We start from the raw sequence: 14762 nt of genomic DNA, 5'->3' as shown, positions 1-14762 counted from the left end.
TGATCCCGAGAGTTAGATAAATTTCATTGACACCTTGAATTCCGGTGACCTCTCAAGGAAAACGTGTTTTACTTTTATATACGGATTTGAAACCCGCTAGATTTATGAAGTTCACAAATTTTGAACGCTTCTGATTGTAAAAACAATCGACAAACGTGTTTCTCCGGATAAGCGGTTTTTAGCCAAATTGATACCGTTACTGGTTTTTTACGAGTTGGCGGGCAAGCGCATCAATATGACTGGCTGCACGATCAATCGCTTTGGCAGCAACGGTTTCATAGCGTTCGCAAGCATCTGTCAATTGTGCATTTTCCTGCTCTAAAGCTTCATTCTCCTGCTTCAGGCTTTTTAGCTGACGCCGCGCTTCGTCAAGCTCGTCCATAACCATGATGCCTGCCATAACAGAAAGACGATGATCACCGATCTCGCCGAAATTCGATTTCAAATGGCTGATGTATTGGTCAAGCTGATGGGCAAGACCGGCAAGATGGTCTTCTTCGCCTTCATCGCAGGCCATGCGGTAGGTTTTTCCATCGATCGTGACTGATACAGTTGCCATATTATTTGCCCTTTACCGGTCAACCACTGTTCGTATCGTTTCCATTGCAGTGATAAGGCGGCGAGATACTTCCTTATTGGCTTGTTCAAGACGTTCAGCGCGCGATTCAGATGTATCAAGTGCTTGTGCCAGACGGCTGCGATCTGCATTCATGCGCTGGATTTCTTCCTCGAGTTCGCTGGTGTCGTATGAATCTTTATTGTCATTGACAACAGCATTTTCAAGCGTTTTAAGAGCGTTTTCCAGACGATTGATCGCTTGATCGAGAATTGATGTATCTTGTGGCATCGAGTTCCAGATCCTTTTATAAAAGATAAATTCAAAAACGAATCATTCCGGCAAATTTTATCCTGTATTTGTCATTCTTAAATGTCTTCCGGCCTTGTGGCAAGAAATCCACCGCATCAAAGCTGGTGACAGTGGGATTTTATTGACTCGCACAGTTTAAGTGATATTTGTCAAAAGAAGCATTAGACCGAATTTTTTACCGATCAAAGAGTAGCCAATTCTCATGAAAAATACCGACAAGCAAAACCAGATGGCCAATGCTATCCGTTTTCTTTCCATTGATGCAATCGAGAAAGCAAATTCCGGTCATCCCGGTCTTCCGATGGGTGCTGCCGACATTGCAACAGTTCTTTATACCAAATTTCTCGCCCATGATCCGAAGAAGCCGAATTGGCCCAATCGGGACCGGTTTGTTCTTTCGGCAGGCCATGGTTCCATGCTGCTTTATTCGGCCATGTATCTTTCCGGATATGAGGATGTCACAATCGACGAGATAAAGAACTTTCGTCAGCTCGGTGCGAAAACAGCCGGTCATCCGGAATACCGGCATATCAATGGTGTAGAAACAACAACGGGTCCGCTGGGACAGGGCATAGCCAATGCCGTCGGAATGGCACTTGGCGAACGGATCATGAATGCGCGTTGGGGCGATCTGGTCGACCATTATACTTATGCACTTGTCGGCGACGGTTGTCTGATGGAAGGTATCTCTCAGGAAGCAATCGCTTTTGCCGGCCATATGAAACTCAACAAACTTATTGTCTTCTGGGATAATAACCATATCTCGATAGACGGTGCGATTACGATATCCGACAATACCGACCAATGCGCACGCTTTGAAGCGTGTCAGTGGAACACAATCAAAGTGGACGGTCACGATCAGGACGCAATTGCCAAGGCAATCGAAAAAGCAAAAACTTCTGATAAACCGACGCTTATTTCCTGCCGGACTACGATCGGCTTCGGTTCACCTCATAAAGCCGGTACCAACAAGGCTCACGGTTCACCTCTTGGCAAGGAGGAAGTTGCCGAGACACGTAAAGCGCTCGGGTGGGAAAGCGAGCCTTTTGTTGTTCCTGCCGAAATTCTTGATAACTGGCGTCTTGCCGGCCTTAATGCTGCAAAAAAACGTCAGGAATGGGATAAAAAATTCGAAGCCCTTGATCCGCAGAAACGTGCCGAATTCGAGCGTTTGATGCGTGGCGACCTGCCGGGAAATTTTGATAGTGTTATCAACGATTACAAAAAGAAGCTTGCTGCCGATCAACCGAAAGTGGCAACGCGTGTCGCCTCCCAAATGGCACTTGAAGTGATCAATGGTGCTGTCAATGAAACAATTGGCGGTTCCGCCGATTTGACAGGTTCGAATAACACCAGAACCAGCCAGACCAATGATATTACGCCGGATGACTTTTCCGGCCGCTATATCCATTACGGAATTCGCGAACATGCCATGGGCGCCATTATGAACGGTTTGTCGCTTTATGGCGGCATTATTCCTTATTCGGGAACGTTCTTGTGCTTTTCCGACTACGCCCGTCCGGCAATGCGGCTTTCCTCATTGATGGGCATCCGTGTCATCTATGTCATGACACATGACTCAATCGGATTGGGTGAAGACGGTCCGACCCACCAGCCGGTGGAACATCTGGCAAGTTTAAGGGCAATTCCCAATCATCTTGTTTTTCGTCCCGCCGATGTCGTTGAAACAGCCGAATGCTGGCAGTTGGCGCTAAAATCCAAAACAACACCATCGACTTTGGCTCTGACCCGCCAAGGGTTACCGACCTTGCGTAAAAATTATGAAGAAGATAATCTTTGTGCATTGGGTGCTTATGAGTTGATGACAGCCAGTGACGAAGCGAAAGTCACGATCTTTGCTTCGGGTTCGGAAGTTGAAATTGCTGTAAAAGCTCGTGAAACGCTTGAAAATAAAGGCATTCCGACAAGAGTTGTATCGGTCCCTTGTTTTGAACTGTTCGAGCGCCAAGTAGAGTCCTATAGAACGGCATTGATAGGAACTGCGCCGGTAAAAATTGCTATTGAAGCAGCTATTCGTCAAGGATGGGATCGTTTTATCGGATCAGATGGCCTATTTATAGGTATGCATGGTTTTGGTGCGAGTGGTCCTATCGGCGCACTTTACCAACATTTCGGGATTACAGCCGAAGCCGTCGTTGCAGCGGCGGAAGCAAAGCTTTAATATTCAAATATCTCAATTAAAGGGAGAGATAATATGGCAGTACGTGTAGCAATCAACGGATTTGGACGTATTGGGCGTAATGTTGTGCGCGCAATCATTGAAAGCGGTCGCAAAGATATTGACATCGTTGCAGTTAACGATTTGGGGCCTGTTGAAACAAATGCCCATCTGTTGCGCTATGATTCAGTCCATGGACGTTTCCCTCATGAAGTAAAGGTATCGGGTGATACCATTGATGCCGGCCGCGGGCCGATCAAAGTTACGGCTGCTCGTGATCCTGAACAATTGCCATGGAAAGAACTTGGCATTGATATTGCGATGGAATGCACCGGCATTTTTACATCCCGCGAAAAAGCTGCTGCCCATCTTGATGCAGGTGCCAAGCGTGTTATCGTTTCCGCACCGTCAAAAGGTGCTGACCTGACGGTTGTCTATGGCGTCAACCATGACAAGTTGACCAAAGAGCACAAGGTCATTTCGAACGGATCCTGCACCACCAATTGCCTTGCTCCGGTTGCCCATGTCCTCAACAAAACTGTTGGCATTGAAAAGGGCTTCATGACAACTATTCACTCTTATACCGGCGATCAACCGACACTGGATAAATTGCACAAAGACCTCTACCGCGCACGCGCTGCAGCTTTGTCGATGATTCCGACATCGACCGGTGCTGCCAAGGCTGTCGGTCTGGTCCTGCCGGAACTTGCCGGCAAGCTTGATGGCGTTGCTATCCGCGTTCCCACCCCGAATGTTTCGGTTGTCGACTTTACCTTTATTGCAAAGCGTCCGGTTACGCCGGAAGAAATCAATGAAGAAATCCGTGTTGCTGCAAATGGTCCCATGAAGGGCATCCTCGGCTATACCGATGAAAAGCTTGTCAGCCATGATTTCAACCATGATCCACACTCTTCGATTTTCCATACCGAGCAAACAAGGGTTATGGATGGAACCTTCGTTCGCATTCTTTCATGGTATGACAACGAATGGGGCTTCTCTAACCGTATGGCGGATGTAGCTGTCGCATTTGCAAAGACCATCTGATGAAAGCAATTCGGGGGCGTGAAGCCCCCGAATTCGTTTGAAATGCGAGGCTTTGCCGAGCACTTGTTTTTAGCCTTGCTATGAAAAGTAAATGAGCGGACTGTTTGTGAAGAAGAACGGTCGTTTCTTGGAAAAATCTGGAGAAAAATATGGCTTTTCGCACCCTTGATGATGTTGATGTAAAATCGAAACGCGTTCTCTTGCGGGTCGATCTCAATGTGCCGGTCGCGGACGGAAAAGTAACCGATACCACCCGTATCGAACGGGTAAGACCAACCATCACTGAATTGAGTAGAAAAGGTGCTAAAGTTATTTTGCTTGCCCATTTCGGGCGCCCGAAGGGCAAGATTGTTGCCGAATTTTCGTTGAAGCAGATCGTTCCGACTGTGGAAAAGGTATTGGGCAAACCGGTTGCTTTTGCTGAAGATTGTATCGGCGAAAAGGCCAAGGCTGCTGTTGATGCCCTGAAAGATGGCGATATTGTTCTTTTGGAAAATACGCGCTTTCATGAAGGCGAAGAAAAGAACGATCCGGCATTTGTCAAAGCATTGGCTGAAAATGGCGATATTTACGTTAATGATGCATTTTCGGCTGCCCACCGTGCCCATGCGTCGACCGAGGGGCTTGCGCATGTTTTGCCAGCCTATGCCGGTCGTTCAATGCAAATGGAACTCGAGGCACTGGAAAAAGGCCTTGGTCATCCGGCTCATCCGGTTGTCGCCATTGTTGGTGGCGCCAAAGTTTCGACGAAAATCGATCTTCTGAACAATCTGATCGAAAAAGTAGATGCACTGATTATCGGTGGCGGTATGGCCAATACATTTCTCGCAGCCAAAGGAACAGGGGTAGGCAAATCGCTTTGTGAACATGAACTTGGTGAAACTGCCCGTTCTATTCTAACCAAAGCAAAAACCGAAAACTGTTCAATCATTTTGCCGGTTGATGCCATTGTTGCCGAAAGTTTTGAAGCAAATTCTCCCAACCACTCTTATGGTGTTGATTCAATTCCCGCCGATGGAATGATTCTTGATATTGGCGAAAAGTCTATCGAACGCATCAATGCAGCCATTGACGATGCTGCAACACTGGTCTGGAATGGACCGCTCGGAGCTTTCGAACTGCATCCTTTTGATGCCGGTACCGTTGCTGTTGCCAAGCGTGTTGCTGCACGCACAAAACAAAAGAAGCTCATTTCTATTGCCGGTGGTGGTGATACTGTTTCAGCTCTTCATCACGCCGGTGTTGCTTCCGATTTTACCTATATTTCGACGGCAGGTGGTGCCTTCCTCGAATGGATGGAAGGCAAGCCATTGCCCGGAATTGTCGCACTGGAAAAATAGGTCGAGAGAGCGGGGGTTCTTTTCATGAGGAATTTTCCGCCTGCACACCAGAATATTCGAAACGGGGGTCACCGTTTCACTTTGCATGTAATGTTATTATTGTCTGGCTATTAAAAAAGAGGAGCCACCCCAATGAGTGAACGTATTGAGGATATTGCAATTGCTATGACGGCAGGAGGAAAAGGTCTGCTTGCTGCTGATGAAAGCACCAGTACTATTAAAAAACGCTTTGACACGATCAAACTGGAATCGACCGAAGAAAACCGTCGCGATTATCGCGAAATGCTGTTTACGACCAAAGAAGCCATGGAGAAATATATTTCCGGCGTCATTCTTTTTGACGAGACAATCCGCCAGAAGGCCTCTGATGGCCGCATGTTGACCGATATCATCAAAGCTGCCGGTTCAATTCCCGGCATCAAAGTCGATGAAGGAGCAAAGCCGCTTGCAGGCTTCCCCGACGAGACAATTACAGAAGGGCTTGATGGCTTACGCGGGCGTTTGAAAGAATATTATGAATTGGGTGCCCGTTTTGCAAAATGGCGCGGTGTCATCTCTATTGATAAGAGCAAATTGCCGAGCTGGGGTGCAGTTCGTCAGAACGCCCAGGCTTTGGCTCGCTATGCCGCACTTTGTCAGGAAGCACAGATTGTGCCGATCGTCGAACCGGAAATCCTTATGGATGGCAAGCCCGGCGACCATTCTATCGATCGCTGTTATGAAGTGACAGAACATGTCTTGAGGACAGTTTTTGATGAGCTGTTTGCCGCCCGCGTCAAGATGGAAGGCATGATTTTGAAACCCAATATGGTGATTGACGGCAAAAAAGCCCGTAAAGCTTCGGTTGAAGAAGTGGCGGAAAAAACCGTTCGTGTTCTGAAAACGACAGTTCCCGCTTCGGTTCCCGGAATTGCATTCCTTTCCGGAGGCCAGTCGGATGAAGAAGCAACAGCCCATCTTTCGGCAATCAACGCAATTGGCAATCTTCCTTGGAAAGTTACATTTTCTTACGGGCGCGCTCTTCAGGCTGCAGCTATCGAGGCTTGGGGCGGCAAAAAGCAGAATGTTGCAGCCGGTCAACGTGCTTTTGCCCATCGTGCAAAGATGAATTATTTGGCAGCACTCGGGAAATGGACACCAAAAGACGAAAAGGCTGCCTGATTTTCTTAAAACCTTATTTTAGAACGTTCTATAAAAGCCCGAAGTTGCTGTTTCGGGCTTTTATCCGATTAAGTGTATCATATTTGTTACAGATTGTTTTTTAAAAAGCCGATACAGCTTATAATGACGATTAAAAACTTGAATAATTTGTTCAAGTTTGTATAGATGCACAACGTTATAGATTTGCCCGTTGCAATTTGCATGGACATGACGGGCGAGGGAACAGAAATGTCCATATCAATCAGTGGATTCACGATGGATCGCAGTCGATAAGCAAATTTTCGGGGCAGTTATGAAAAAAATTTTTCAAGTGTTATTGGTAACATCAGCAACTATCGGAATTGAAACAACAGTGGCAAAGGCAGCAGATGTCACCCTGCCTGAAGCAGAACCGGTTGAATATGTGCGTGTTTGTGATGCCTACGGGGAGGGGTATTTCTATATCCCCGGAACAGATACATGTTTGAAACTTGGTGGTTTTGTCTATGCGCAGGCAAAAGGCGGAGATGATGTCTATGCCCGCTCGCGCAAAGATCGCGATATGAAAACATGGCGCGATGAAGTGCGTGCCCATTTGCTGGTTGCAACAGCATCCGAAACCGAGCTTGGAACCTTGAAAACCCATATCGAATTGCGTTCGGATTTTGATGATGGGTCGGATGCATCCTCTTCCGAATTGCGTTTCGGTTATATTGAACTCGGTGGTTTGCATATCGGTGTTGATGAATCGGCATTGAATACGTTCTTCGATTATTATGGTGACTTCATCAATGATGATGTTGTTCTGGGCGGTGCCTATCGTACCAATATGATCCAGTATCAACATTCATTTGCCAACGGTTTGACTGCATTGGTTTCGATTGAACAGGGCGGCGATGAAGATACCGACTTTAATGGAACGATAAAGGATTATACGCCGGACGTTATTGCCGGTTTGAAGTTCGAACAAGGTTGGGGATCAATCACAGGTGCCGGTGCCTATGATGCTGTCAATGAAGCCTGGATTGGCAAGGCCAAAGTCAATCTGAAGATTACCGATGCATTTAATCTATGGGTGATGGGTGCATATAAGGACCTCAAAGACACCTACTATGACGATATCGAAGATAAGGATTCGATCATCCGTGATGGTCATCGTGGTATTCGTGCGGTTGACAGTTTCTATGGTACATGGGGTGGCAAATGGGTTGGTTGGCTCGGCGCGTCTTATAAATTCACGCCGAAAACAACAGGTAACTTGCAGTTGACTTATGAAGGCGTAGGCAACACCTACACGGCTGCCAATGTTGCTTACGAAATGCTTCCCGGTCTTACGGTTATGCCGGAAGTCAACTATCGTAAATGGAACGATGTCCATTCCGATTTGCATGATCAGGATGCTATTGGTGGAGCTATCCGGATCCAGCGTGATTTCTGATTATTCGAAACGTTTTGATAAAAAGCCCCGAAAGGGGCTTTTTTATTCAAGATGAATGATTTTGCTTGATGCCCGGTTATCAGGCGACAGGTATGACGGGCGAAGACCAATGCAGTCGGTATTTCAACCTTGGCATTCTGTTTCGTTATTTTGTTTTATCCTGATTGTTATTTTCATAAAAAGAGCTAGAGGAGAAAGTAGAGTTTGACAACTTTTAGCAGCAATAACTGAAGTTAACATATGTGGTTATGCGTGTTTGTTATAACTGACGACCCAATATCAATAAGATCAATGCAAATACTATTGACGATCAACATTATATTTTAAACCGATAAGCTCATCGGGAATAATGGTTTTCACAACAAAAGAGCTGTCATTTGTTTTTAAACTCGCTCATCAAGAATTTTCAAAATAACGGCATTCGTTCAAAAGCGATTGGAACGAAAATATCTTTGGAATATTTGCCTATCCCGATATTTGAATCGAGCGAGCAATAAAATTGCCAGCTGATAAGCTGGTTTATTGAATGTTCCGAATTGAACGGGATTTCAACTGCAAACTGCCGGCTGTAGAACACTTCTCATAATAATGGCTGACAAAATGAAATAACGCCTTTGTTGCCGGTTTGAAGAACACATAGTTCAATTTTTTTTACGATCGTGCACCGCAAGACATTAACCTTCGGAGAAATATTGGCATTCGGGAGAGGTGTAAAGGGGCGCATGAGTGTGGACCTGTTTTCATGAAAGAGCCTTAACCGCATGAACCTAATTTTTAGGGAACATAAAAAACGTCGGTCAGAGTAGGGAAACTCACGCCGATGAATGTCTAATAAAAACTGATACCAAACCGAATTCAGTAATTCAGGATTTCAATGCGGATCAATGCCGAACCATTTTTTATAAATCGTCGCATAGGTGCCATTGTCTTTCAGATGTTTAAGTGAAAGATTGTAACGTTCAAGCAGTTGACTTCCTTGGGGGAAAGCCGCTCCATACGTTTGTTCTTCAATATCTGTGCCAACGGTTTTTACTTTGCCTTTGCCCGTGGTCGCGGCATAATGCAATACAGCCGGCGTATCAAATAACACAGCATCGACATTGCCTTCGGCAAGATCTTCATATGCTCCGTCTATTTCAGGAAACAACCGGCGTTGGGTGTTTGGCAAATGCTCGATCGCATAAGGAAAAGCGCTTGTCCCCATTTTTATGGCAAGGGTCTTTCCTTTCAAATCTTCAATAGATTTGATATTGCTGTCATCGCGAACCAATAACATCAGGCCGCCTTCATAATATGGTTTGGAAAAATCGACAACGTTCGAGCGTGTTCTGGTAATAGTAAGCCCTGCCATGGCGACATCAATCTGCCCGATGTGCACATCCGACATAATTGTCGAGAAATCCATAGGCGTAATTTTGTATTTGACACCCATGTCATTCGCTATAGCTTGCCAGAGTTCAACATCGAAACCTACAAGTTTTCCATCTTGCATAAAGCTGAAAGGAATATGATTATTATCAGTTGCAAATCGGATTTCCTGAGCTTGCGCAAGCCTCACAAAGCTTAAAGTTGCCAATAAAATGACAACTTTAAACATAAATTTGATAATCATTAGTCACCCCCTCATTCACGAATCTATCTAAAGTGTTCGAAAAGTACGCCTTTGCTTCTAAAGAATTTTTCAACATTAAAGTTTCACAGTATAGAAACGGAAACGAACAAAACTCTACATCAACAAACATTAAGATTATACTTATACCCTTAAAAAACTAACACTTTAAAACGCCTTGCTCGCATCCTGAAACCGGTTCAATGTCCTTATCACACGCTAAATGTTATGTCCCGATTAAAATTATTTGTCCATTGTGGTGTTTTCCCAACTTTCGATAAACTCGTCCGGTATGCGCGTCGGCCGACCTTCGGAATTGACCAAAGCCAATTGAACATCTGCAGAGACAAGTAATAAGTCGTTGCGAATAATTTCCTGCGCCATGACAATTCGTGCGCCTGTCACTTTTATTATCTTCGTCCGTATATCAAGTATGTCGTCAAAGCGGGCAGATTTATGGTAGTTGACGGCTATTTTATGTACAACCCAACCTAATTTTTCGTTTTCTTCGGTGTTGTGCGGTTTTTGGTGTTGAGCCCTGCTCAATCTTATAAATTCCGATCTTCCACGTTCAAAAAATTCCAGATAACGGGCATGGTAGACGACACCGGTAAAATCGGTATCAGCATAATAAACACGGGCGAAAAGATGGTGTACATTACCGATAAATTCGCCACAAAAAGGAACATTCTCAATCATCAGATTCGCCAAAAAGGTTTGCTTGCATTTGGTCTGCAGACTTCGGAGGATTTAACCCCATATGCGTCCACGCTTTTGCTGTCATTATTCTTCCCCTCGGTGTTCGTTGAATAAAACCTTGCTGGATCAGATAAGGTTCAATGATATCTTCGATCGCATCACGAGGTTCGGATAAGCCGGCAGCTATTGTTTCAATTCCGACCGGTCCGCCGCCGAAATTTTCGGCAATCATGCCAAGATAGCGCCTGTCGAGCTGGTCGAGGCCGAGCTGGTCGACTTCCAGACGCAACAAAGCCTTGTTGGCAATGTCTCTGTCTATTGTGCTTGCTCCCGCAACAGAGGCAAAATCCCTGACGCGACGCAAAAGACGGCCGGCAATGCGCGGTGTCCCGCGTGCACGACGTGCAATTTCTCTTGCACCATCTTCGGCAATAGGCATTTGCAAAATATGGGCGTTGCGTTTGACAATATGCTCAAGCTCTTCGACCGTGTAAAAATTGAGCCTGATCGGAATACCGAAACGATCACGCAAGGGTGTTGTCAGCAATCCAAGTCTCGTCGTCGCTGCAACAAGGGTAAATTTTGAAAGATCAATTTTGACAGAACGTGCGGCAGGCCCTTCACCGATAATAAGATCAAGCTGGAAATCTTCCATGGCAGGATAGAGGATTTCTTCAACGGCGGGACTTAACCGATGAATTTCATCGATAAAAAGAACATCGCGTTCCTCAAGATTTGTTAAAAGCGCGGCAAGGTCGCCAGCCTTGGCAATAACCGGCCCAGAAGTCGAATGGAAATTGACACCAAGTTCTTTGGCCATAATTTGCGCAAGCGTTGTTTTCCCGAGGCCGGGGGGGCCGACGAACAGAACGTGATCCAAAGCTTCATTACGACTTTTTGCTGCTTCGATAAAGACTTTCAGATTTGCCCGTGCAACTTCCTGACCGACAAAATCATCAAGACATTGCGGGCGTAGCGAAACATCACCATCTTCATCGCGTTTATCCGCCGTAATCAGGCGTTCGTTGTTTTCCATTCCGCCAGTTTACCTTGAAAGTTCTTTTAAACCAAGCCGTATCAGTTTGGCTGAATCGGCATCGTTGCCAGCCTCACGTAACGCGCTCGCAATTGCATTTGCAGCCTGATCGCGCGAATAGCCAAGATTTTCCAATGCCGACACCGCATCCGATATTGCTTGAGAGGCGCTTCCTTCGCCAATTTCCTGTTTCAGTGCTATGTTCTTGTCATTGCCGCTGAATTCGGGAACCTTGTTCTTAAGTTCACTGACAATGCGTTCGGCAACTTTCTTACCAATCCCCGGTGCGCGGCAGATCATTGCAATGTCTTTGAGCGCAATTGCATTGCCGATTTCAGCCGGTGACAATGTACCAACCAGTGCAAGCGCGACCTTTGCACCAACACCCTGAACTGTTTGTAAAAGTGCAAACCATTGTTTTTCGGCTTTTGTTGTAAAGCCGAAAAGCTTGATGGCATCTTCCCGCACTTGTGTTTCAATAAAGAGTGTCACGGGCTCGCCAATTTTAGGTAGGCTTCCCAGAACGCGGGGACTTGCGAAGACAATATAGCCGACGCCATTCACATCGACGATCAGATGATCAGTGTTGATTTCGTCAACTATGCCTTTCAGTTTTCCAATCATGCCAATGCTTTCAAACGGTTTTCAAGGCTGTTGCGATTATGGGCGTGGCAAATTGCAATAGCGAGAGCGTCAGCTGCGTCACTTGAATCGAAATTGGCTCGCGGCATCAAAACTTTCACCATCATATGGATTTGCTGTTTTTCGCCGTGCCCCACACCGATAACAGCTTTTTTTATCGAATTCGGCGCATATTCGGCAACCGGCAAACCAGCCTGTGCCGGCGCTAATAATGCAATGCCACGGGCTTGCCCGAGTTTCAATGTGGCCGTCGCGTCCTTGTTGACAAAAGTTTGCTCGACAGCTGCTTCTTCGGGCATATAGGAATGGATAATTTCCGAGAGCCCGTCATAAAGCGTCGATAATCTTGCTGCCAAGCTCAACCTGTCATCCGACCGGATTGTGCCGGATGTGATAAACTTCAAACTGTTTCCCGCAGTTTCTATGACGCCATATCCTGTCCGTCTTAGACCGGGATCTATACCAATAATACGAATCGCTTCTGCCATAGCCAATGCATAAAAGTTTTCACTTCATTTTTGTAGCAGAATGTGAACAAAAAGGAAACAAAATGAAAAGCTGGTTAATTATGCTGAAAGGCCGCTTTGATCCGGTCGATCTGTTTGCTCACCGGATTGGTGGAGCCATTCTGTCCGCTCATAACGCCTTCAACATCGTGGTCCATATGGCGCACACGTTCTTCTATGCGTAATGACAGTTCTACCAGCTTCTTGAATTTTTCCGGAAGTTCTTGAAAATGTGCATTTTCTCCGATCAGCGAAGGAGTGTCGAGACAGACTTTTGCTTTTTCCTGTGCAATCTGTTCTTTGGACATTTCTTTTTCGCGTGCTGCCCGAAACAATAACAACCAGGAAGCCACCTGCATAAGGCGTGTGCTCATGCGCATGGCTTCGGCTGCATAAAGTGATGAAGCCTCGCCTGAGAGAGTGCGTGAAGCGATTTTACCTTCGCCGTCGATATAGGCAGCTGTTTGTTCGATTAATGACATTCCCTCATCATAAAGGTGGGAAAATGCATTATCGAATGCTCCATGCTCGAACATGACAATCATGTTGTCGTTATGAGAATTTTGCGGTTGCAACCCACTTACTCCGACTTTTCTTAATCAATGGATACAATAGCAGATTAAAGATCTTTTCAGCCCATTGTTCCATCCGGTTTTTGCAGCAACGGAAAATTGCACTTTTATTGGCGTTTTCGCAACGAAATCCTTAATGCAAGGTTAACAAGCACAAAGCTATAGTTAAGACGGATGTTTGAAAGATTTATCCGAACCATGTCGGGCTTTTGGGCATCTATCGGCTTTAATGACCGGCACCCAAGTTTATTTTGTGGGTGTTCGGTTACCCATTACCTGATGTTTTTATCGGGCACTTTTTTGAAGGGCAATTTTTACCCGTATTGTTTCAGCAAAATCATCTTGCTCAGGAAAATATTCGGGCAATCATTTTCAAGCTTTTTGCCAATCGTTTCCGGTGATGTTCGCGTTTATAAGATTTGCGGGCTCGGCTATGCCAGGTGCTTTCACGCCAGCGGGAGTGGAAGAAACGACTTCGAGACGTTTTGTCGCAAATTTTATCCATTCGAAATAATAGGCAACTGCGAACTGGATAACAATGCCGGTGGTCAACAACAGTGTGTCATAGAAAAGGCCGCCAGGATTGACGACTTTCAAAACCTGACCGGCCATTGCAAGAACTGTACCGGTTACAAAAACCGCAAGGCTATGTTTGCCGAGTATGGCAAGCGGATGGTTGGCATCCACTTTTGCTATCCGGTTCAACGGATAAATGGCAACAATAAGATAGGCGAGAGCGAGAATATGAAAAAGACGAGGTAGAGAAAGAAAAGTTTTACTGAAACCGGTAAGCGTTGAGGGAAGTCCTATTGTCGGATTAATCCACCACCAGTCAAGGCGCACCCATAGACATGAAATGACAAGATAAGCAGCTGCAATTATTAAAAACAAAGGGTGCCGGGGCAAATATCCACCCCTTTTGACATAAAGCGTCACCGAAAAACCGATAACAAATAATAATTGCCACGAAAGCGGGTTCAAAAACCATACACCTTTTGTCGGGTAATTATGTGGTGAAATGCCGTAAACGCCTGCAATAATATAGATTGCAACAGACAAAATTATCAATGATTTGAGTGATTTATTGGCAAGATAGAGTATGAAAGGTGTCGCGAGAATTAAAACCAGATAGAGCGACAGAATATTATTATAACCTAGTTGGTGACCAAGTGTTACGAGCCCCAGCAATGACTGTGCAGGATCTTTCAACAAGGATGGTATATTGTTGACATTTAAAAATTCCGGCCGATGGAAAAATGTAGCCGCACTGACGAAAATGGACAGACTGACCAGAGTTGTCAGAATATGGGCGGAATAGAGCGTTGCCGAACGTCGTAGGAGCTTAAACGAAATAAGAAGGCGATTTTGGCCAAAAAATTTGCTGCCATAGGCGAGAGCAACCGAAATCCCAGAAATCAGGACAAAGGCTTCAGCAGAATCGGAAAAGCCGAAATGTTTATGGGTGAGCCATTCATAGATCGTACCAGGCACATGATTTATAAAAATCGTTAACAACGCCAATGCGCGAAACACATCGATACGGGTGTCTCTTTTAGACGTTGTCATTTGCGCCATGGAATTGAAATCCCTGTTTATTACGATTAATCAGATAAAAAACGTTTCTGCGTCATTATCTGATTTGTAGCCAAATTGGAGTCGAAATTGAGGAAAGCACAATCACATTTCTTT

The 14762-nt window shown here is 45.5% G+C and carries 14 protein-coding genes; 5 read left to right on the top strand and 9 right to left on the bottom strand.

All coding sequences use genetic code 11. From position 1 onward, the window contains the following. Positions 1–196: 196 nt before the first annotated feature. Positions 197–559, bottom strand: coding sequence for a cell division protein ZapA (locus tag H3V14_RS00435; protein WP_075869332.1), 363 nt, complete (start codon positions 557–559; stop codon positions 197–199). A gap of 12 nt (positions 560–571) precedes the next feature. Then, entirely contained in the window at positions 572–847 is a 276-nt protein-coding gene (locus H3V14_RS00430; protein WP_075869331.1) for a DUF4164 domain-containing protein, read from the bottom strand. 223 nt (positions 848–1070) lie between these two features. Here H3V14_RS00430 and tkt point away from each other — a divergent pair, with 223 nt between their 5' ends. The 5 genes from tkt (at position 1071) to H3V14_RS00405 (ending at position 8009) form a co-directional block, all read left to right on the top strand. After that, positions 1071–3050 (top strand): transketolase, encoded by a 1980-nt coding sequence (gene tkt, locus H3V14_RS00425; protein WP_198226038.1) that lies wholly within the window; start codon positions 1071–1073, stop codon positions 3048–3050. Between the two features lie 33 nt (positions 3051–3083). Continuing rightward, the gene (gap, locus tag H3V14_RS00420) at positions 3084–4091 is read left to right on the top strand and encodes a type I glyceraldehyde-3-phosphate dehydrogenase (RefSeq protein WP_198226037.1); all 1008 of its coding nucleotides are present in this window, start codon (positions 3084–3086) and stop codon (positions 4089–4091) included. Between the two features lie 149 nt (positions 4092–4240). After that, the gene (gene pgk / locus H3V14_RS00415; RefSeq protein ID WP_075869328.1) at positions 4241–5431 is read left to right on the top strand and encodes a phosphoglycerate kinase; all 1191 of its coding nucleotides are present in this window, start codon (positions 4241–4243) and stop codon (positions 5429–5431) included. 132 nt (positions 5432–5563) lie between these two features. Next, positions 5564–6592, top strand: a complete 1029-nt coding sequence (locus H3V14_RS00410; RefSeq protein WP_075869327.1) for a class I fructose-bisphosphate aldolase — start codon at positions 5564–5566, stop codon at positions 6590–6592. A gap of 292 nt (positions 6593–6884) precedes the next feature. After that, positions 6885–8009, top strand: coding sequence for a porin (locus tag H3V14_RS00405; protein ID WP_198226036.1), 1125 nt, complete (start codon positions 6885–6887; stop codon positions 8007–8009). Between the two features lie 871 nt (positions 8010–8880). Here H3V14_RS00405 and H3V14_RS00400 read toward each other — a convergent pair. The 7 genes from H3V14_RS00400 to H3V14_RS00370 all read right to left on the bottom strand — a co-directional run bounded on the left by H3V14_RS00400 (position 8881) and on the right by H3V14_RS00370 (position 14648). Beyond that, a complete protein-coding gene (locus tag H3V14_RS00400) occupies positions 8881–9621 on the bottom strand; it encodes a transporter substrate-binding domain-containing protein (protein WP_198214494.1) in 741 nt (246 codons plus the stop codon). 240 nt (positions 9622–9861) lie between these two features. Continuing rightward, positions 9862–10317 (bottom strand): tol-pal system-associated acyl-CoA thioesterase, encoded by a 456-nt coding sequence (ybgC, locus tag H3V14_RS00395; RefSeq protein ID WP_198226035.1) that lies wholly within the window; start codon positions 10315–10317, stop codon positions 9862–9864. Next, positions 10310–11353 carry a Holliday junction branch migration DNA helicase RuvB gene (ruvB, locus tag H3V14_RS00390; RefSeq protein ID WP_075913880.1) on the bottom strand — a complete coding sequence of 348 codons (1044 nt, stop codon included), beginning with the start codon at positions 11351–11353 and terminating at the stop codon, positions 10310–10312. The genes ybgC and ruvB overlap by 8 nt, the downstream gene beginning before the upstream one ends. Positions 11354–11362: 9 nt before the next feature. Then, the gene (gene ruvA, locus H3V14_RS00385) at positions 11363–11977 is read right to left on the bottom strand and encodes a Holliday junction branch migration protein RuvA (protein WP_075913881.1); all 615 of its coding nucleotides are present in this window, start codon (positions 11975–11977) and stop codon (positions 11363–11365) included. Next, positions 11974–12483 (bottom strand): crossover junction endodeoxyribonuclease RuvC, encoded by a 510-nt coding sequence (ruvC, locus tag H3V14_RS00380; RefSeq protein ID WP_075869322.1) that lies wholly within the window; start codon positions 12481–12483, stop codon positions 11974–11976. The genes ruvA and ruvC overlap by 4 nt, the downstream gene beginning before the upstream one ends. A gap of 74 nt (positions 12484–12557) precedes the next feature. Next, positions 12558–13046, bottom strand: coding sequence for a DUF1465 family protein (locus tag H3V14_RS00375; protein ID WP_075869321.1), 489 nt, complete (start codon positions 13044–13046; stop codon positions 12558–12560). Positions 13047–13445: 399 nt separating this feature from the next. Continuing rightward, positions 13446–14648 (bottom strand): OpgC family protein, encoded by a 1203-nt coding sequence (locus H3V14_RS00370; protein ID WP_198226034.1) that lies wholly within the window; start codon positions 14646–14648, stop codon positions 13446–13448. Positions 14649–14762: the final 114 nt, after the last annotated feature.

Source organism: Bartonella sp. W8151 (assembly GCF_016100385.1).
GTDB classification, from domain to species: Bacteria; Pseudomonadota; Alphaproteobacteria; order Rhizobiales; family Rhizobiaceae; genus Bartonella; species Bartonella apis.
The sequence above is the reverse complement of the archived record's forward strand: the minus strand, read 5'-3'. Positions and strand labels throughout refer to the sequence as shown.